At 72.6% G+C, this 19,987-nt stretch carries 15 protein-coding genes and 1 pseudogene; 12 read left to right on the forward strand and 4 right to left on the reverse strand.

Annotated features, from left to right (window positions below):
* Positions 1-80: 80 nt before the first annotated feature.
* Together ACFYUY_RS09105 and ACFYUY_RS09110 are read right to left on the reverse strand one after the other, a co-directional pair.
* Positions 81-3,368, reverse strand: coding sequence for an amino acid adenylation domain-containing protein (locus ACFYUY_RS09105; protein ID WP_387899504.1), 3,288 nt, complete (start codon positions 3,366-3,368; stop codon positions 81-83).
* Positions 3,369-3,793: 425 nt separating this feature from the next.
* The gene (locus ACFYUY_RS09110; RefSeq protein ID WP_360219057.1) at positions 3,794-4,282 is read right to left on the reverse strand and encodes a carboxymuconolactone decarboxylase family protein; all 489 of its coding nucleotides are present in this window, start codon (positions 4,280-4,282) and stop codon (positions 3,794-3,796) included.
* Between the two features lie 103 nt (positions 4,283-4,385).
* Here ACFYUY_RS09110 and ACFYUY_RS09115 point away from each other — a divergent pair, with 103 nt between their 5' ends.
* From ACFYUY_RS09115 to ACFYUY_RS09125, 3 genes are all read left to right on the forward strand, one after another.
* Entirely contained in the window at positions 4,386-5,333 is a 948-nt protein-coding gene (locus ACFYUY_RS09115; protein WP_387899508.1) for a pirin family protein, read from the forward strand.
* Between the two features lie 158 nt (positions 5,334-5,491).
* Positions 5,492-7,912 (forward strand): DUF4118 domain-containing protein, encoded by a 2,421-nt coding sequence (locus tag ACFYUY_RS09120; RefSeq protein WP_387899511.1) that lies wholly within the window; start codon positions 5,492-5,494, stop codon positions 7,910-7,912.
* Positions 7,913-8,066: 154 nt separating this feature from the next.
* Positions 8,067-8,498 carry a hypothetical protein gene (locus ACFYUY_RS09125; protein ID WP_360219066.1) on the forward strand — a complete coding sequence of 144 codons (432 nt, stop codon included), beginning with the start codon at positions 8,067-8,069 and terminating at the stop codon, positions 8,496-8,498.
* Between the two features lie 48 nt (positions 8,499-8,546).
* Here the strand turns inward: ACFYUY_RS09125 and kdpB (ACFYUY_RS09130) are convergent, their stop codons facing one another.
* Both kdpB (ACFYUY_RS09130) and ACFYUY_RS09135 read right to left on the reverse strand, forming a co-directional pair.
* Positions 8,547-10,730, reverse strand: a complete 2,184-nt coding sequence (gene kdpB / locus ACFYUY_RS09130) for a potassium-transporting ATPase subunit KdpB (RefSeq protein WP_387899514.1) — start codon at positions 10,728-10,730, stop codon at positions 8,547-8,549.
* 174 nt (positions 10,731-10,904) lie between these two features.
* On the reverse strand, positions 10,905-11,678 hold the full coding sequence (locus ACFYUY_RS09135; protein ID WP_360219072.1) for a GNAT family N-acetyltransferase: 774 nt from the start codon (positions 11,676-11,678) through the stop codon (positions 10,905-10,907).
* A gap of 528 nt (positions 11,679-12,206) precedes the next feature.
* On the opposite strand from ACFYUY_RS09135, the gene ACFYUY_RS09140 reads away from it, so the two are divergent.
* The 9 genes and pseudogenes from ACFYUY_RS09140 (at position 12,207) to kdpB (ACFYUY_RS09180) (ending at position 19,961) form a co-directional block, all read left to right on the forward strand.
* Entirely contained in the window at positions 12,207-13,028 is an 822-nt protein-coding gene (locus ACFYUY_RS09140) for an SDR family NAD(P)-dependent oxidoreductase (protein WP_360219075.1), read from the forward strand.
* 712 nt (positions 13,029-13,740) lie between these two features.
* Positions 13,741-14,163, forward strand: a complete 423-nt coding sequence (locus ACFYUY_RS09145) for a DUF6299 family protein (RefSeq protein ID WP_387899518.1) — start codon at positions 13,741-13,743, stop codon at positions 14,161-14,163.
* A 230-nt stretch (positions 14,164-14,393) separates the two neighbouring features.
* Positions 14,394-14,570, forward strand: coding sequence for a hypothetical protein (locus tag ACFYUY_RS09150; protein ID WP_387899521.1), 177 nt, complete (start codon positions 14,394-14,396; stop codon positions 14,568-14,570).
* A 284-nt stretch (positions 14,571-14,854) separates the two neighbouring features.
* The gene (locus ACFYUY_RS09155; protein ID WP_387899524.1) at positions 14,855-15,280 is read left to right on the forward strand and encodes a hypothetical protein; all 426 of its coding nucleotides are present in this window, start codon (positions 14,855-14,857) and stop codon (positions 15,278-15,280) included.
* Between the two features lie 26 nt (positions 15,281-15,306).
* A pseudogene (locus ACFYUY_RS09160) lies at positions 15,307-15,490 on the forward strand (IS5/IS1182 family transposase); the annotation flags it as partial.
* A gap of 39 nt (positions 15,491-15,529) precedes the next feature.
* A complete protein-coding gene (locus ACFYUY_RS09165) occupies positions 15,530-15,754 on the forward strand; it encodes a hypothetical protein (RefSeq protein ID WP_387899526.1) in 225 nt (74 codons plus the stop codon).
* Between the two features lie 319 nt (positions 15,755-16,073).
* Entirely contained in the window at positions 16,074-16,163 is a 90-nt protein-coding gene (kdpF, locus tag ACFYUY_RS09170) for a K(+)-transporting ATPase subunit F (protein WP_360219081.1), read from the forward strand.
* 1 nt (position 16,164) lies between these two features.
* The gene (kdpA, locus tag ACFYUY_RS09175) at positions 16,165-17,829 is read left to right on the forward strand and encodes a potassium-transporting ATPase subunit KdpA (RefSeq protein WP_387899530.1); all 1,665 of its coding nucleotides are present in this window, start codon (positions 16,165-16,167) and stop codon (positions 17,827-17,829) included.
* On the forward strand, positions 17,829-19,961 hold the full coding sequence (gene kdpB, locus ACFYUY_RS09180; protein WP_387899533.1) for a potassium-transporting ATPase subunit KdpB: 2,133 nt from the start codon (positions 17,829-17,831) through the stop codon (positions 19,959-19,961). Before kdpA ends, kdpB (ACFYUY_RS09180) begins: the two co-directional genes overlap by 1 nt.
* Positions 19,962-19,987 lie beyond the last annotated feature (26 nt).

Here is a 19,987-nt window from a genome sequence, read left to right on the forward strand (position 1 = left end):
GCGATCGGACGGGCCGGCGGCCGGGAGGTCGGACGCACCCGGAGTGCGTCCGGGGCCCGGCCGCGCTCGCCGGGCCCGTCTCAGCGGCGCTCGCGGACGGCCGCCGCGATGCCGGCCGGTGTGGAGACGTCGAAGAACAGGTCGAAGTCGAGCTCCACCCCGAGCGCGGCGCGGATCCGCGCGGTGATCTGGATGATCGTCAGGGAGTGCCCGCCGAGCTCGAAGATGTCGTCGTCCGGGCCCAGTTCGGGCAGGGCGAGCACCTCCCGCCAGATCGCCAGGACGGTGGCGGCGACCTCGTCGGGCTGCTCGGCCGCGGCACCGGGGCGTGCCGGGGCCGCTGTGGCAGGCGTGGCAGGCGCTGCAGGCGGGGAGGCCGTGGCGGAGGCCACCGCGTCCGGCCGCGGCGGGGCGGGCAGCGCCCGGCGGTCCAGCTTGCCGTTCGGGGTGAGCGGCAGGCGGTCGAGGCGCAGGTACCGCCGCGGCACCATCACCGCGGGGAGGGTGCGCCGCAGGTGCTCCCGCAGCTCCGCGTCGGTGACCGGCTCGGCGTCGGTGACCGACTCCGCGTCGGGCACCGGCTCCGCACCGCCGGCCGGCCCCGCGCCGGGAGACGGGACGACGTACCCGACGAGTTCGGGCTCGCCCGGGGTCTCCTCGTGCACGGCGACGGCCGCCTCGGCGACGGCCGGGTGCGCCAGCAGGACGGCCTCGACCTCGCCGGGTTCGATCCGGTGGCCCCTGATCTTCACCTGGGCGTCGATCCGCCCGTGGAAGGTCAGTTCACCGTCCTCCGTCCAGGCGGCGAGGTCACCGGTGCGGTACATCCGGCCGCCGGCGAACGGGTCCTCGACGAAGCGTTCGGCGGTCAGCTCGGGGCGGCCACGGTAGCCCTGCGCGACGCCTTCGCCGCCGAGGTGGAGCTCGCCCGGCACCCCGACCGGCAGCGGGCGGCCGTCCGGGTCCAGCACGTAGGCAAGGGTGTTGGCGATCGGCCGGCCGATCGGCACGGTGTCCGGGGCGGTCGGGATCGGCCGCCAGGTCGACCAGACGGTCGTCTCCGTGGGCCCGTAGACGTTGGTCAACTCGTCGACTCTGGACCGTAGTTCACGGGCCAGCGGCAGAGGGAGCGGCTCGCCGCCGACCAGCGCCGTCAGCCCGGGCGGCAGCGGCCCGGCGGCGAGCAGCACCCGCCAGCCGGACGGGGTCGCCTGGACGTGGGTGACGCCCTCGCGCCGGACCAGGTCGAGCAGCCGCGGCCCGTCCGTCGCCGCGCCGTCCGGGGCCAGCACCAGCCGGCCGCCGGTGACCAGCGGCAGCAGGAGCTCCAGGCCGGAGATGTCGAAGGAGAGCGAGGTCAGCCCGAGCCACGCGTCGCGGTGCGAGGAGCCGAGCCGGTCGGCGAAGGAGGTCAGCAGGTTGACCAGCGCCCGGTGCCCGACCTCCACGCCCTTGGGCCGCCCGGTCGAGCCCGAGGTGTACAGCACGTAGGCGAGCGCGCTCGGCGAACCGGCCGCGGCGGGCGCCGGGGCGGCCGTGGGCGCGGCGCCGAGGCGCAGCACCGCCGGGGCGGCCGCCAGGACGGCGGGGGCGGGCTCCCGGTCCGCGAGCAGCAGGGTCGCGCCGGAGTCGGCCAGCAGGTGGGCCAGCCGCTCGGCGGGGTGGCCGGGGTCGAGCGGCAGGTAGGCCGCCCCGGCGGCGTGCACGGCGAGCAGCGCGGCCGGCAGGTCCGCGCTGCGCCCCAGGTGCAGGGCGACGAGGTCGCCCGGCCCGACGCCGGCGCCGCGCAGCGCGGCCGCCAGACCGTCGACACGGGCGAGCAGCTCCCGGTAGCTCAGCCGAACCGGTCCGGCGACCGCGACGGCACCCGCGTCCGCGGGCGGGGAGCCGACGGGGGCTAAGACGGCGGGCGCGACGACAGCGGGCGCGTCCGGCGTCCCGGCGGCACGCTCGCGCACCAGGTCCAGCACCGTGCGGTCGCGGGGGTAGTCGCGGGCGGTGTCGTTCCACTCGGCGGTGACCAGCCGGCGCTCGGCGCGACCCAGCAGGGCCAGGGAGCCCAACGGCGCGTCCGGCCGCTCGGTGGCGGCGGCCAGCATCGTGCGGTAGTGCCCGGCGACGCGTCCGGCGGCCGCCGGGGACAGCACCGCGGGAGGGTACTGGAGGGAGAGCTCCAGCCCCTCGGCGGTGTCCACGGCCTGCAGGTGCAGCGTGTTGCGGGCGGCGCCGTTGAACACCGCCCGGTCCACCCGGGCGGTGCTCCCTGGGAACACCGGGTCGGCGACCGCGCTCCGCCGGTAGCCGAAGGACACCGGGCAGAGCCCGACCCGCGGCGTCAGACCGCCCACCGCCACGCCGAACGGCACCGTCCGGAAGGCGTACCCGGCGCGCACCTCGGCCCGTACCGCCCGGGCGTACCCGGCGAAGTCCGACGCGGCCGTCGCCCCGGCCGGCGCGTGCACCGGCAGTTCGTTGACGAACATCCCCAGCTCGCCGGCCTGCCCGGGCCCGCGGACGGAGAGCGGCACCGACACCGGGACGGCCTCGCCCCCGTAGCGCAGCAGGAGCCCGTGCAGGGCGGCGAGCAGGAACTCGAAGACGGTGACGCCGCTGCGCGCGGCCGCGTCGGCCAGCCGCGCACGCTCGGGCGCGTCCAGCCGCCAGCCGACGGCCTCCCCCGGCCCCGCCGCCGTGACGGCGCGCGGCAGTCCGGGGAGCACCGGGTCGGTCGCGGCGGCCCAGCGCGGGCCGTACCAGTCGGCGGCGCGGCGCACCAGCTCCGGGGCGGGGGGCGGGCTCGGCACTGCGGGGGGCGGGGCCGCCAGGTGGGCAGGGCCCGCCGGGTGGGCGGCGAGGAGGTCCGGCCGACCCGGGTGGTCCGGAGCGGATGCGGGTCCGCCCAGGGCCCCGGCGTAGGCCGCGGCGAGGTCGGCGACCAGGACGTCCTTGGACTCCCCGTCGAAGACGGCGTGGTGGACGACGATCAGCAGCTCCGCGCCGCCGCCCCCGCCGAGGTGGAGGGTGAAGCGCGCCGGCGGGCCGGTCCGGAGGTCGATCGGCCGGGCCGCGTCCTCGGCGAGCCGCTTCGCCAGGCCCTCCGGCCCGTCCCCGGAGGCGTCGACCACCTCCAGCTGCGGGGCCGGTCCGGGCTCCTGCAGGATCCGCCCGTCGCGCTCCACGAACACCCGGGACAGGGCACCGTGACGCCTGGTCAGCTCGGCCACCGCCCGCCCGAGCGCGGCCGCGTCGACCCGGTCGAAGGAGATCCGGACCGGCATCAGGAACGCCCCGTGCACGGGCCCGAGCCGCTCGGTCAGCCAGACCCCCTGCTGGAAGGGCGACGCGGGCACGGCGGAGGACTCTGGCATCTGCGGCTCGATTCGACGGTCGGCGATCGGTGCGGGCACGCGACCGGGAGCCGAGGGTGTCGGCGCCGCGGGTTCGCTGGTGACGCGACCGTCTGGTGGTGTCCGGCCCGCCCCTGGCCGGCCGACCGGCCGCTCCGGCCGCGACCCTCCCGGCCCGCCCAGATCCCCCCTGCGCACAACCGAATCGGAGCCGATCTTCTCCCCCGCGGAAAGACCATGGTCCTGACCTGCCGAGAGGTTCGCAGAGAACCCACCCCCCGGTCAAGGGTTCGCGACCCCTCCCACCAGGCGTCATGTACGCGTCCAACCGCCGGGAACTCGACCACCGGCGCGCTAGTTTGAACGTCCGTCACCGCACCGGCGGACTCCCCCGGGCGAGGCATCCGCCCCGCCCGGGGGCGCACGGCCACCCCGCGCCCGCGCGACTACCGCACCGGCGCCGGCCGCACGGGATGCTTGCTCATGATGGACACCCGGTTGAAGGAGTTGATGGTGATCGCGACCCACACCGCGGCGGAGATCTCCTCGTCCGACAGCACCTCGCGCGCGGCACGGTAGGCCTCCTCCTGGACACCCGCGTCCGCGGGGGTGGTGGTGGCCTCGGCCAGGCCGAGCACCGCGCGCTCCCGCGGCGTGAACAGCTCGGTGTCCCGCCAGGCCGGGAGCACGCCCAGCCGCTGGGTGGTCTCGCCGGCGGCCAGCGCGGCCCTGGTGTGCACGTTGAGGCAGTAGGCGCAGCCGTTGATCTGGGACACCCGCAGGTTGACCAGTTCCACCACGACGCGGTCGAGTCCGGCGTCGGCGGCGACCGCCCGCGCCGCCTCGGCGGCCGCCAGCAGTGCGCGATAGGCCTGCGGGCTCTGCTTGTCGATGAACACCCGCCGGTCAGCCGAGACCGTCGTCACTTCACTCACCTGAACTCCTCCACCGGATCGCTGTCGGTTGCCACCTTGCCATGACACTATAGTTGAAGATAAAACAATCTTGCCGAACGCCGCACGGGAGGAACCCTCACCCATGAGCACCGCCGAGACCAACGCCGCCACCCGACAGCACACCACCGTGGACGTCCTGCCCGCCCGCGACGTCCCCCTCGGCGGGCCCCGCGCCATGACCGTACGCCGCACCCTGCCCCAGCGCTCCCGCACCCTCATCGGCGCCTGGTGCTTCGTCGACCACTACGGGCCGGACGACGTCGCCCGCACCGGCGGCATGGACGTCGCCCCGCACCCGCACACCGGGCTGCAGACCGTCAGCTGGCTCTTCAGCGGCGAGATCGAGCACCGAGACAGCCTCGGCGTCCACGCCCTCGTCCGCCCCGGCGAGGTCAACCTCATGACCTCCGGACACGGCATCAGCCACTCCGAGGTCTCCACCCCCGCGACGACCGTCCTGCACGGCGTCCAGCTCTGGGTGGCCCTCCCCGAGCAGCACCGGCACACCGCCCGCGACTTCCACCACCACGCCCCGCTCCCCGTCGCCCTCGACGGCGGCCGGGCCCGGGTCTTCCTCGGCACCCTCGCCGGCGACACCTCCCCCGTCCCCACCTTCACCCCGCTGCTCGGCGCCGAGCTCACCCTCGACCCGCACGCCACCGTCACCCTCTCCGTCGACCCGGCCTTCGAACACGGCCTGCTCGTCGACCAGGGCGACGTCCGCCTCGCCGACACCCCGCTCCACCCCGGAGACCTCGGCTACCTCGCCCCCGGCGCCACCTCCCTGACCCTCACCAACACCTCCGACACCCCCGCCCGCACCGTCCTCCTCGGCGGCACCCCCTTCGAGGAGGAGATCGTCATGTGGTGGAACTTCATCGGGCGCTCCCACGAGGACATCGTCCGGGCCCGCGAGGAGTGGCAGGCCGCCGGCGACCGCTACGGCGAGGTCCTGGGCTACCCCGGCGACCGCCTCCCCGCCCCCGAGCTCCCCGGCATCCCCCTCAAGCCCCGCGGCCGCACCCGCTGACCTGGTCTTTCGCGTGGCGGCTGGAAGGGTTGGCGGGGGGTCGAGCCTGTGCCGTTGCTCCCCCGGCAGGGTGGTCGTTCAGGCCTCGGCGGGCGCGAGGCGGAGCCGGACCGCTCCCGGCGCCCGCGCGTCCACGTCGGGTAGGGCGGAGCATGGACGTGGAAGCGGAGAGAGGCGGCGGGACGGCGGTGACCGGCAAGCTGCGGGTGTTCCTGGGAGCGGCGCCGGGGGTCGGGAAGACGTACGCCATGCTCCGGGAGGGGCGGCGGCTCCGCGGTGAGGGGCTGGACGTGGTGGTCGGCCTGGTCGAGACGTACGGACGGCACGGGACGGAGAAGCAGCTGAGGGACCTGCCGGTGCTGCCCCGGCGGACGGTGTCGTACCGGGGCGTGAAGCTGACCGAGCTCGACCTGGACGCACTGCTGGCGCGCCGCCCGGCCCTCGCCCTGGTGGACGAGCTCGCGCACACCAACGTGTCCGGCGGGCGGAACACGAAGCGCTGGCAGGACGTGCGGGAACTGCTGGACGCCGGCATCGACGTGGCGACGACGCTCAACATCCAGCACCTGGAGAGCCTGAACGACGTCGTCGAGCAGATCACCGGCGTCGCCCAGCGGGAGACCATCCCCGACGAGGTGGTCCGCGCCGCCGACCGGATCGAGCTGGTGGACCTGAGCCCGGACGCGCTGCGGGCGCGGATGGCGCAGGGGGAGGTCTACCCGCCGGACCGGATCGACGTGGCGCTCGACCACTACTTCCGGGCCGGCAACCTCGGCGCGCTGCGAGAGTTGGCGCTGTTGTGGCTCGCGGACCGGGTGGAGGAGGAGCTGGCCGACTACCGGGCCCGGCACGGCATCCGGGCGCCCTGGGAGACCAAGGAACGGATCATGGTCGCCCTCGACGGCGCCCCGCAGGGCGAGCACCTGATCCGCCGGGGCGCCCGCACGGCGACCCGGGTGCACGGGGACCTCATCGGCGTGCACGTCCGCCTGGACGACGGCACGGTCGAGCGCGAGCCGCCGGACCTGGCGCCGCAGCGGGAGCTGCTCCGGGAGCTGCGCGGCACCTACGTGGAGGTCAGCGGCGGTGACGTGGCCCGGACGCTGGTGGACTTCGCCCGGTCGGAGAGCGCCACGCAGCTCCTGCTCGGGCCCACCAGCCGGAGCAGGCTGCGCGAGCTGGTCTCCGGTTCGGTGATCAACCGGGTCATCCGGCTGGCCGGCCCGATCGACGTGCGCGTGCTGCCGCCGCCGGAGCCGGGACTGCTGTCGGTGCCGCCCGCACCCCGCAGGCGCCGGCCGGCGCTGGTCCCGGTCCGGCGGCGCCGGCTGGCGTGGCTGCTCGGGCCGGCCGGGGCGGTCGTGCTGACCTGGGCGCTGTCGCCGCTGCGCGACTCGCTCGGCCTGTCCGGCGTGCTGCTGTGCCTGCTGCTGGTGGTGGCGGGGACGGCCCGGCTGGGCGGGCTGCTGCCCGCGGCGGGCAGCACGGCAGCGGGCGCACTCGCGGCGGACTACTTCTTCACCACGCCCTGGTACAGCCTGACGGTGGAGCAGGGCGCTGACATCGCGGCGCTGCTGGTCTTCCTCGCGGTGGCGGGGGTGATCTCCCATCTGATCGACGGTCTGACGCGTCGCTCGCAGCAGGCGGACCGGGCGCGCGCGGAAGCGGCCGTCCTCACCAGGCTGGCGGGCGCGACGGTGGAATCGGGGGCACGGGCGTCGTCCGACCTGGTGGCGGAGCTGCGGCAGGTCTTCGGGCTGGACGCGGCCGCCGTACTCGTTCGTACGGGCGCGCTCTGGCAACCGGCGGCTTCGGCCGGGGCGGAGGTGCCGCTGCTGCCCGACGAGGCGTCGTTCTCCGTCGACCTGGGAGACGAGGCGGTCCTGGTCCTGCGGGGCACGCCGCTCACCGAGGAGGACACCCGGTTGCTCGGTCCGTACGTCACCCAGCTGAAGCTCGCCCGGGAACGGGAACGGCTGGTCGCGCAGGCGTCGGCGGCCGACGTGCTCGCGCGCGCCGACGCACTGCACACGGCGTTGCTGGAGGCCGTCGGACGCGACCTGCGCGCGCCGCTGGCGGCGGTGCGTCGGGAGGCCGAGCAGATGCCGGACCCGGGCGGGCGGCGAGTCGGCGCCGAGGCGGAACGGATGGAACGGTTGATCGTCGACCTGCTGGACCTGAGCCGGCTGCGGGCCGGGGTGGTGCCGGTGGTTTTGCGGCCGACGGCGGTAGCCGAGGTGGTGCGGGCCGCTGTCGAGGGGTTGCCCGGCACACGGGTCGACCTGGATCCGGAGCTGCCGCGGGTGCTCGCCGATCCGGGGCTCCTGGAGCGGGCGTTCGTGGCCCTCCTGGATCCGGGGGCGGCGGAAGCCGGGCCGGTGGTGGTCGACGCCGGCCTGGTGGCCGGGCGGGTGGACGTCCGGGTCACCGTCCACGGCGGCGAGGCCGTCGGTCGGGAGGGAGCGGGGCCTGCGGTGGCACGGGGCTTCGTGGAGGCGATGAACGGCGAGCTGGCCGTCGAGGAGGCACCGGGCGGCGGCACCGCCTACGTGATCAGCCTGGTCCCCGCGGTGGCCTGATCCGATGGCACGGACCGGTCGGCGATCCGGGGCGTCAAGACCGCGTTGTGAATCCGGGCGTCGGCGTAAGGATCTCGTCAACGCGGGGCGAAGGGCCGTGGGCCCATGGGTTTGCTGGCCTCGAACGAACTCGCGGCGAAGCTGGGACAGGACGATGCGCATGTACTCCGCCCGCCCCGGCGGCCGTCGCTACCACCCCGTGCTCGACCGCCTGCCGGCCGCGGTGTCGGGCTCGGTGGCCCTGGTCGCCGGGGGCGCACTTGCACTCGGCCTCGGCCGGCTGGGCGGGCTCCACGCCGGCTTGTTCCCGTACATCGCGTACATCGGACTGGCCGCACTGGCCGGAGCCCTCTCCCGGCCCCTGGCCGCGCCACTTGTCGGCCTGGCCGCCTGGCTGTGCTGCAACGCCTTCGTCGAGCACCGCCATGCCGAGCTCGGCTGGTCCGGCGTGGAGATCGAGAGCGAGCACTTCGTCCTCTTCACTGCCGCTGCCTTGCTGCTCTCCCTGCCCGCTGCGTTGCCGCGCCGGGCGATCCGCGTCGAGCGCCTTTCGGCGGGCGACGGGGCCGGGCGTCGCGTTGGTTGATGCCCGCCCGCCGCCTCGGTGTCGTTCCGGAGGCGGCGGGCGGGTCTGCTATCCGAGGCCGGGGACGAACTGGATGAGCAGGTCGATGGCCTTGATGCCGAGGAAGGGCAGGATGAGCCCGCCGAGGCCGTAGACGCGCAGGTTGCGGCGCAGGAGGTCGGTGGCGGAGGCGGGCTGGTAGCGGACACCGCGCAGGGCGAGCGGGATCAGGGCGACGATGATCAGGGCGTTGAAGATGATCGCGGAGGCGATGGCCGAGGTGGGGCTGTGCAGTTCCATGATGTTGAGGTGGTGCAGTCCGGGGTAGGCGTTCGCGAACATCGCGGGGATGATGGCGAAGAACTTGGCGACGTCGTTGGTGATCGAGAAGGTGGTCAACGCTCCGCGGGTGATGAGGAGCTGTTTGCCGACCCGGATGATGTCGATCAGTTTGGCGGGGTTGGAGTCGAGGTCGACCATGTTGCCGGCCTCCTTGGCGGCGGGGGTGCCGGAGTTCATGGCGACGCCGACGTCGGCCTGGGCGAGGGCGGGGGCGTCGTTGGTGCCGTCGCCGGTCATCGCGACCATGTTGCCGGCGGCCTGCTCGCGGCGCAGGTGGGCGAGCTTGTCCTCTGGGGTGGCTTCGGCGAGGTAGTCGTCGACGCCGGCTTCGGTGGCGATGGCCTTGGCGGTGAGCGGGTTGTCGCCGGTCACCATCACCGTGCGGATGCCCATGCGGCGCAGTTCGGCGAAGCGTTCGGCGATGCCCTCCTTGACCACGTCCTTGAGCTCGACGACGCCGAGTGCGCGGGCGCCGTGCCGGTCGTGGACGGCGACCAGCAGCGGGGTGCCGCCGGCTTCGGCGATGCGGTCGACCAGCGGCTTGGCCTCGATCGGGAGCCGTCCGCCGGAGTCCACCACCCAGCGGGCGACGGCGCTCGCGGCGCCCTTGCGGATCAGGCAGGTGCTGCCGTCGGGCCAGGCGAGGTCGACGCCGCTCATCCGGCTGTGCGCGGTGAACGGGACGGGCTGCTGCTCGCCGAGTTCACCTGGGGAGCGGGGCGGCACCCAGTACTGACGGTTGGTCAGCTCTACGAGTGAGCGCCCTTCCGGGGTCTCGTCCGCGACGGAGGCCAACTGGGCGGCCTCGGCGAGCTGTTCGGTGGTCGCGCCGGGCAGCGGGTGCAGGGCGACGGCCCGGCGGTTGCCGTGGGTGATGGTGCCGGTCTTGTCGAGCAGCAGCACGTCGACGTCCCCGGCGGCCTCCACCGCGCGGCCGGAGAGGGCGACCACGTTGCGCTGCACCAGGCGGTCCATCCCGGCGATGCCGATCGCGGAGAGCAGAGCGCCGATCGTGGTCGGGATCAGCGCGACCATCAACGCGACCAGCACGATGGTGGTCTGGGGCGCGTTCGCGTAGATGGCCATCGGCTGGAGCGAGACCACGGACAGCAGGAAGACGATGGTGAGCGAGGCGAGCAGGATGTTGAGCGCGATCTCGTTCGGGGTCTTCTGCCGGTTCGCACCCTCGACCAGGGCGATCATCCGGTCGACGAAGCTCTGCCCGGGCCGGGAGGTGACCCGGACGACGAGGTGGTCCGAGAGCACCTTCGTGCCGCCGGTGACGCCGGTGCGGTCGCCGCCGGACTCCCGGATGACGGGTGCGGACTCCCCGGTGATCGCCGACTCGTCGACGGTGGCGACCCCCTCGACCACCTCGCCGTCCTGCGGGATCACTTCACCGGCGGATACGAGGACGATGTCGTGCAGCAGCAACTGTTCGGCGGGGATGACCTCGTGGCGGTGGTCGCGGGTGCCGACCCGCCAGTGCAGCAGCCGCCGGGCCGTCGTCCCGGCCTGCGCTCGGCGCAGTGAGTCGGCCTGGGCCTTGCCGCGTGCCTCGGCGACGGCCTCGGCGAGGTTGGCGAACAGCACGGTCAGCCAGAGCCAGAAGCTGATGACCCAGGCGAACACGCTGGGGTGGATGACAGCGCTGATGGTGGTGAGGGCGGAGCCGGTCTCGACCACCAGCATCACCGGGTTGCGCATCATCATGCGCGGGTGGAGCTTGCGGGCGGCGGCGGGCAGGGCCTCGGACAGCTGCCGTCGGGTGATGAGCCGACGGCGCCCCTTCGGGCCGGTGGGCCGGTGGCTTGCGTGCTGCGGCGGCTCCTCGGGTACGGGGTCCGGGCGGCGGAACCAGTTCTGCTGGTCGGGGGTGGTGTCCGGTGGGGTGAGGGCCGAACGGCGCATCGTCTCGGGGACCTTCCGGGCCGCCCGGGAGAGGGGCGGCGGTTCGGGGAACGACGGGGGAACGCCGGACAGCGAAGCACCGGATCTTCACACGACATGCCCGCCTTGACGGCGACTTGGCGTGCGGCGCCGCTTCCTTGACAGCTCCCTGACGTCCCATCGGGCACGTGTTCGTCAATGAGTGGCGGCCGGGCCGGCCCAGTACACCACCTCCTGTCGCACGGGCCGGAAGCCCGCAGCTCCGGCGAGGGCCCGGCTGGCGTGGTTGCTCCGCGGCGCCGACCAGGTCGGAACGAGGCCCTGGGCGCGGGCGGCGGTCGTGGCGGCACGGACGCAGGCGAGTGCGAGGTCGAGCCGTTGGAACGCCGGGTCGGTCGCCACCGCGATGTCCAGGTGGTTCCGTCCGGCGAGGTAGCCGCAGGCAAGCGAGGCCAGGTACGGCCCGAGGAACGCGCCCCAGGCGAAGCCGCTCGCCGCGAGCGCGCGATGACCGCCCCAGGTCTCGGCGACCCAGTGCGGGAGGCCCGGGCGGTTTGCGGAGGAGGCGCGGCGGGCGAACCGGTCGAGGTGGGTTTCGTCGGCGGCGTGCAGCGGGCGTACCCAGGCCGCGGTGTGGCGGGAGACCGGCCGAGCCTGCTCCGAGTGGATGTGCAGCACGCGGATCCACGGGGTGATGTGACTGAAGGTGCGCCCCAGCAGGGGAAGGAAGCGGTCCGGGGCGTGGAACTGCCCGCGCCCGTAGCGGGCGAGGACGCCCGGGTCCAGATGTTCGGGATCTCCGTGCAGCAGCCGTTCCGGCCCGCAGTGCACCAGTAGTGCCCGGACGGTGTCGGGGTCGTCCGCCCACCAGCCGCCGTGGGCACTCCGTCCGACGTGGGCGGGCAGGACACTCGCGCCGGGCTGTTCGGGGGTGAACCAGTCGGTGATCGGCGGAACGGTGACGGACATCCGTCCAGTACGGCAGACCGCAGCCGACAGGTGTCGACTCGTTGACGAAAGCCTGGCAGCGACAGGGATCTTGCTGACGGAACCTTGGCGATTCCCGAAACCCGGCGGTAGTCGGGACATGGGCGTCAGCGATGCGTCGACCGCGCGTCAGGGCTTCGTCAGGGAGGGTGAACGGGCTTGCCCCCGGTATCGGGGCAGTCTTTGATGGGGGACATGCACCGCTCGACACGCCACCACGACCGCCCGCCGCATAGTCGGCCGCGGATCGTCGCTGTCGCGGTCGCCGTCCGGTAGGACCGGGCCGCTACCCCGCTCGCCGCCGGCCGCCGGCACGGGCCGGGTTCCGTTCGTCCGGCCCGTGCCGATCACCGCAGTCCGTCCCCTGCCCTGACCGGCTCCGGGGGCCAGGAGACGGACGAGCCTTCCCTCGCAACTCACCCTTCTCGCACCGACGGCCCCGGTTGGCGCACGGCTTCGCGCCGCGTTGCTCCCGCACCCCGCCGATGCCTTTCCACCCTTGGATGGGTCATGTCCGACGCTGTTCTGTCCGCCCGCACCGCCCTCGTCACCGGCGCCTCGTCGGGGATCGGCTGGGAGACCGCCCGGCTGCTCGCCGGGCACGGTGCGACCGTGCTCGTGCACGCCCGCACCGCCGCCGAGGCGGAGGATGCCGTGGAGCGCCTGGTCGCCGCAGGAGCCCGCCGGGATCAACTCGTCGAGCTGGCAGCCGACTTCACCAAGCTGTCCGAGGTCGCCGTGCTGGCCGGCACGGTCGTCAAGCACTACCCGGCGCTGGACCTGCTGGTGAACAACGCCGCCGCGGTGGCGCCAGAGCGCTGCACCCTCACCGACGACGGCAACGAGGTCTCGCTGCAGGTCAACTTCCTGGCCGCGCACCTGCTGGCGAAGCTGCTGCGTGCCCCGCTGTCGGCGGCAGGCGACGCCCGGATCGTCAACGTCTCCTCCTCCCTGCACCGCACCGCCTCGATGAACTGGTCGGATCCGCACCGGGTGAAGAAGTACTCGCGGGTCGCCGCGTACGCGCAGTCGCAGCTCGCACTGACCATGGCGACCGCAGACATGGCCCCGGCCGGCTCCGGCATCACCGCCGTCAGCGTCAACCCGGGTCTGTGCGACACCGCGCTGCTGCCGCTGTACGGACGGGTCGGCGCGCCCGCGGCGGAGGGCGCGACGGCAGTGGTGCGGCTCTGCCTGCCGGAGACGGTCGTCGCGAACGGCGCCTACTTCGACGGCGGCGTCATCGCACCGACCGCGGCCGTCGCCCAGGAGGAGCGCTCGCTGAAGCGGCTGGCCAAGCTCGCCGACCAGCTGGTCGGCCAGGCCGTCTGAACCTCCCCAACCCACGTACCGGGAGAAAGAGCACGATGTCCAAGCGCGCCCGCAAGAAGAAGGCCCGTCGCAAGAAGAAGGCGAACCACGGCCGCAAGCCCGGGCAGTAGCCCGACAGACCCACCCGGTGCCGCGTGCCACCGGCACCGGGTGCACCCCTCCGGCCCCTGAGGCCCGCCGTCCGGCTGTGCGGACCGGCGGCGCCTCGGGGGCCGAGCCGTTGCACGGGGTGTCAAGATCGCATCAAGGTCGACGCTGCCGACATCAAGGGTGTCTGCCGTCAGCTGCAACATCGGCGAGGACGCCTACAGCCACGACATCTGACAGTCAGGCGCGGCACGCGCGCCGACGCCAAGACGAGCAGGCCCAACACGCCCCACCCGAGGACCACGGTCTGCGATCGGCCGATGAGGAGATCAGCGGATGACACCGGTCAGGCGGGCGAGGACCACCACGCTGTCCAGGTAGTCCTGGCGGTGCCTGTTCGACATCGGACGACGCGGCGGGCCAACCCGCGCAGCAGCGGAGGAACGATGCTGACGGGCGGCATCACGCCAGAGCACATCAATGTGCCGGGCGCGGGCGCACGCCGTCCGGTCTGTCATCCCATCGGGTGGATCACCCGCGCTGGAACCGGGTTCGGGCCGCCCGGGCTGAAAGGATCATGAAGCCGCCGACTCCGGCGGCAACACCGCCCACAGAGAGGGTCATCGTGAACGTGTTCCGCCGCCCGACCGTCCTGCTCCTCGCCGCTCCGGTGATCGCCACCGTCCTGCCGCTCGCGACGGCGACCCCCGCTTCGGCCGAGACCTCGATGAGCATCACCAGTGTGTTCCGCGGCTCCAGCAACTCGGTCACGGTGAGCGGCACCTACGCCTGCGACGGGGAGGGCTACCCGAGCAGCGTGGGCGTCTCCGTCGAGAACACCGACAACGACAGCAGGGTGTTCGGCGCCACCCCCTACGCCCCGGTCTGCGACGGCAGCCCCCACTCCTTCCGGGTCACCGCCAACAAGCGCGTGAGCCCGACCCCGGTCTCCTTCCGCAGCGGTGACACCGCCTTCGTGACCGCCTACCTCGCCGACAGCCGCACCGGCTACAGCTTCGTCGAGGACTCCGGCTACTACGACCTCTGACCGACGGCGGCAAGCCGCCCGCCGGGGCCTCACCGGCCCCGGCACCCCCGGCTGCTCACGCCCCCAGCGCGCGGTCGGCCTCCGCTCACGGATGGCACCCTGCCCTTCTTCGCCCGACCCGCCACACGAGTTCACCTGGCGTCGCTCCTGCCATCCCGCACCCAGCGTTATGCGATGATCGCTCAGGGTTCCTATCGCCCCGGCCCCAACTCACAGACAGGTGACTGCGAATGACCGCACACGAGAATACGAACACCGGCGACGAGCACGTCACGGTGACGGTGGTCGCCCCCGGCGGCGACGACCTCTCCCTCCAGGTAGAGGGGCAAGCCGTCGAAGGCCCGCAGGAACTCGACCAACCCGCCGCCATGGCCCGCCGCGGCCTCATGGATCAAGGCCAGAGCTGACGCTCCCAACCTCCCGCGGCGAGAACGTGCCGCCCCGCTGCCGCAGGCAAGGGCCAGGACGCGATCGACACCGCCCTGGCCCGCACGGCCCCGAGCACGCGCAGCAGGAGCGCGGGAACCTACCGAACCGGCCGGACGAGACATCCGTCGCCCCACCTGAGCCAGGCGTCCGCCGACACGGCTGCAGAGCTCCTCACACCGGCTGGAGCCAAGCCAGCGGCTACCGAGCCGAGGCCGGGCCCATCCCCTGGGCCCGCGAACGGAACGCGGCCACCCGGGGAAGCGTGCGCGACGGGGCCGGAGAACTCGGCCGGAATCCGTCGCTGGGCACCCGTGGAGTGCCCAGCGACGATCTTCGGGAGCGGACGGGGTGTCGGTACCTCGGGCCGACCGTGCTAGTCGTCGCTGGCGATCACAACGACAGGCTCATTGGAGGACTGCGCCTGGTAGTCCGGCTGCGCCTGGTAGTTGGGATCGCCGGAGTGGTTGTTGTCGGTGATGGCCTCGACGAGGTTGGCGAACTGCTGCTTGCTCTCCTCCTGGGTGAGGCCGCCGTGCTTGGCGGGGTCCCAGGGGGCGCTGGAGTGGGAGAAGTTGCCGGTGCCGCCGCCGCTGAAGCCGGGGCGGCTGACGCCGGCGCCGGCGTGGCCGATGGTGCTGCCGCCGAGGGTGCCGTAGGCGTCGGCGGCGGCGCTGCCGGCGCTGATTGATGGGCACGGGCGTCCCGCCCGCTTTCGACCCCACCGCCTATCGAGACCGCAACGTGGTCGAACGATGCTTCCTCCGCCTGAAGCAGTTCCGCGCCATCGCCACTCGCTCCGACAAACTCGCCGACCGCCACCGCGCCGGGCTCGTCCTCGCCTCCCTCGTCCTCTGGCTCCGAGAGTCCACCAGCTGACCATTTGTCAGACAGGCTCTAGGCGCGATGCTGATCGGGCTGGCCGCCAACACGTCCGCTGGTGGAGATCCCGGACGACCACCGGCGCCTGGGAAGGCCCATCGCCGACTTCGTCGACGAGCTCGGGTCGGAGCACGCCTACGACCGGCTGACCGTGCTGATCCCGGAGGTGGAGCCCGCCCGCTGGTGGCAGCGGGCGCTGCAGAACCGGCGGAGCGCCGTGATCGACCGCGCACTGCGCCGGCACACCGGCGCGGTGGTCTGCCGGCTGCGGATGCGGATGTGAGCAGGTGAGAGCTGCGCCGGCAGGCCTCATCGAAACGTTCAGGACAATCCGCGGTCTCGGATGAATGACGCCGCTATAAGGGCCGCGTCAATGTTTCCGGATCACCCGTATGGACGGCATCAGGGACGCGCTGCGCGCCCCCGGGGGCTGGTTGGCTGCTCCCGCCGGTCTTCCGCCGGTGCCGTGAGGGCCCTCAGGCCTGTTCACGGGTACGTCCCCTCAGCCACCCAGGTGGAGCCATGTCCGATCTCATCTACGTCGGTGTCACGGTCGCCGTGTTCGCCGTCATCGCCCTGATCGCGCGGGGGGTGGAGAAGCTGTGAGCGCCGAGAACATCGCAGGTCTCATCGTCGCCGTCGCGCTCGTCGGCTATCTCATCCTCGCGCTGGTCTACCCGGAGAAGTTCTGACATGAGCTCCACTCTCGTGGGCTGGCTGCAGGCCGTCGCCCTCGTCGGCGCGCTGGCCCTGTGCTACCGGCCCCTGGGCGACTACATCGCCCGCATCCTCACCACCTCCAAGCACCTCAGAGTCGAGCGCGGCATCTACAAGGTGATCGGCGTCGACGGCGACGCCGATCAGCGCTGGCCGGTGTACCTGCGCTCGGTGCTGGCCTTCTCGGCCGTCTCCGTCCTCTTCCTGTACGGGCTGATCCGCCTGCAGGGCCACCTGCTGCTGAGCCTGGGCGTCCAGCAGATGGAGGGCCACCAGGCCTGGAACACCGCGATCTCGTTCGTCACCAACACCAACTGGCAGTCCTACAGCGGTGAGTCCGCGATGGGCCACCTGGTGCAGATGGCCGGCCTGGCGGTGCAGAACTTCGTGTCCGCGGCCGTCGGCATCGCCATCGTGGCCGCGCTGATCCGGGGCTTCACGCGCAACCGGACGGACCGGCTGGGCAACTTCTGGGTGGACCTGGTCCGGATCAACCTGCGCCTGCTGCTGCCGCTGTCGATCGTCTTCGCGCTCGTCCTGGTGGCGAACGGTGTGATCCAGAACTTCCACGGCTTCCACGAGGTGACCAACCTCGCGGGTGACGTGCAGAAGATCCCGGGCGGCCCGGTGGCCTCGCAGGAAGTCATCAAGGAGCTGGGCACCAACGGCGGCGGCTTCTTCAACGCCAACTCGGCGCACCCGTTCGAGAACCCGACCGGGTTCACGAACTGGCTGGAGATCTTCCTGATCCTGCTGATCCCGTTCGCGCTGCCGCGGACCTTCGGCAAGATGGTCGGCGACAACCGCCAGGGCTACGCGATCGCCGCGGTGATGGGGATCTTCTGGGTGGCTTCGGCGGCCCTGATCACCTTCGCGGAGTCGCAGCACTCCGGTACCGCCCTGCAGGCGGCCGGTGCCGCGATGGAGGGCAAGGAACAGCGGTTCGGCATCGCGGCCTCGGGCCTGTTCGCGGCGTCGACGACGCTGACCTCGACCGGCGCGGTGAACTCCTTCCACGACTCGTACACACCGTTCGGCGGCGGGATCACGATCTTCAACATGATGCTGGGCGAGATCGCGCCCGGCGGTGTGGGTTCCGGTCTGTACGGGATGCTGATCCTGGCGATCGTCGCGGTGTTCGTGGCCGGTCTGATGGTCGGGCGCACCCCGGAGTACCTGGGCAAGAAGCTCGGCGGCCGGGAGATGAAGTTCGCCTCGCTGTACATCCTCACCACGCCGACGATCGTGCTGGTCGGTACGGGTGTGGCGATGGCGCTGCCGGGTGAGCGGGGAGGGATGCTCAACTCGGGCGCCCACGGCTTCTCCGAGGTGCTGTACGCCTTCACCTCGGCCGCGAACAACAACGGCTCGGCGTTCGGCGGCATCACCGTCAACACCGACTGGTACGACACCGCGCTCGGCCTGTGCATGGTCTTCGGCCGGTTCCTGCCGATGGTGTTCGTGCTGGCGCTGGCGGGCTCGCTCGCCCGGCAGCAGCCGGTGCCGGCCACTCCGGGCACCCTGCCCACCCACAAGCCGCTGTTCGTGGGCCTGCTGTCGGGCGTCGTCCTGATCGTCGTCGGCCTCACCTACTTCCCGGCCCTGGCTCTCGGGCCGATCGCGGAAGGTCTCTCCTCCTGATGTCCACCCCCACGTTTACTCCCTCTCCCTCGTCTTCTCCCTCCCCGGGCGGCAAGACCGACGGTGCGGCGCCCCACAGAGTCTCCAGTGGGCTGCTGGACCCGAAACTCCTCCTCTCCTCGCTGCCGGACGCGGTGAAGAAGCTCGACCCCCGGGTGATGGTCAAGAACCCGGTGATGTTCGTGGTCGAGGTCGGCTCGGTGGTCACCACCGTCTCCGCGATCGCCAGCCCGTCCGTGTTCGCCTGGGCCATCACCGTGTGGCTCTGGCTGACCACGGTCTTCGCCAACCTGGCCGAGGCCGTCGCCGAGGGCCGCGGCAAGGCCCAGGCCGACACCCTGCGCAAGACCAAGACCGAAACCAAGGCTCGTCGCCTGCTGGACTGGCCCAAGAGCCAGGCCGAGGAGGAGGTGCCCGGGACCGCACTCAGGCTCGGCGACCACGTCGTCGTGGAGGCCGGGCAGATCATCCCCGGTGACGGCGACGTCGTCGAGGGCGTCGCCTCGGTGGACGAGTCGGCGATCACCGGCGAGTCCGCGCCGGTGATCCGCGAGTCCGGCGGCGACCGCAGCGCGGTCACCGGCGGCACCAAGGTGCTGTCGGACCGCATCGTGGTGAAGATCGCCTCAGAGCCCGGCAAGTCCTTCATCGACCGGATGATCGCCCTGGTCGAGGGCGCCGCCCGGCAGAAGACGCCCAACGAGATCGCGCTCAACATCCTGCTGGCCTCGCTGACCATCGTCTTCCTGGTCGCCGTGGTCACCCTGCAGCCGATGGCCACCTACGCCGGCGCCCCGCAGTCGATGATCGTCCTGGTCGCCCTGATCGTGGCGCTCATCCCGACCACCATCGGCGCGCTGCTCTCCGCGATCGGCATCGCCGGCATGGACCGCCTGGTGCAGCGCAACGTGCTGGCGATGTCCGGGCGCGCGGTCGAGGCCGCCGGCGACGTCAACACCCTGCTGCTCGACAAGACCGGCACCATCACCCTGGGCAACCGCCAGGCCGCCGAGTTCCAGCCGGCCGAGGGCGTGAGTGTCGAGGAGCTCGCGAACGCCGCGCAGCTGTCGTCCCTCGCGGACGAGACCCCCGAGGGCCGCTCGATCGTGGTCCTCGCGAAGACCGAATACGGTCTGCGGGCCCGTGCCCAGGGCGAGCTGACGCACGCCACCTGGGTGCCGTTCACCGCCCAGACCCGGATGTCGGGTGTCGACCTGGACGAGGCCGACGGCGTTCACTCCGTGCGCAAGGGCGCGGCCGGTTCGGTCACCAACTGGGTCACCGAGAACGGCGGCACGGTCGGCAAGGACATCGCCGAGCTCGTCGACGGCATCTCCGCCGCGGGTGGCACCCCGCTGCTCGTCGCGTCCCGGATCGGCAGTGCGGCCCCGAAGGCCCTCGGCGTGATCTACCTCAAGGACGTGGTCAAGGAGGGCATGCGGGAGCGCTTCGACGAGCTGCGCCGGATGGGCATCAAGACCGTCATGATCACCGGGGACAACCCGCTGACCGCCAAGGCGATCGCGGAGGAGGCGGGCGTGGACGACTTCCTCGCCGAGGCCACCCCCGAGGACAAGATGGCCCTGATCAAGAAGGAGCAGGAGGGCGGCAAGCTGGTCGCGATGACCGGCGACGGCACCAACGACGCCCCCGCGCTCGCCCAGGCCGACGTCGGCGTCGCGATGAACACCGGGACCATGGCGGCCAAGGAGGCCGGCAACATGGTCGACCTCGACTCCAACCCGACCAAGCTGATCGAGATCGTCGAGATCGGCAAGCAGCTGCTGATCACCCGCGGTGCGCTGACCACCTTCTCCATCGCCAACGACGTGGCCAAGTACTTCGCGATCATCCCCGCGATGTTCGCCGGGGTCTACCCGGGCCTGAGCCACCTCAACGTCATGGGCCTGCACAGCCCCCAGTCCGCGATCACCTCGGCGATCGTCTTCAACGCCCTGGTCATCATCGGCCTCATCCCGCTCGCCCTGCGCGGGGTGAAGTACCGCCCCTCCGACGCCAGTTCGCTGCTGCGCCGCAACATCGGGATCTACGGGCTCGGCGGCCTGGTGGTGCCGTTCGTCGGCATCAAGCTGATCGACCTGATCGTCCAGTTCATCCCCGGCCTCAACTGAGAGAGGAGTCCACCGCGATGTCCAAG

The organism is Kitasatospora sp. NPDC004745 (assembly GCF_042873275.1).
In the GTDB taxonomy this organism is placed as follows: domain Bacteria; phylum Actinomycetota; class Actinomycetes; order Streptomycetales; family Streptomycetaceae; genus Kitasatospora.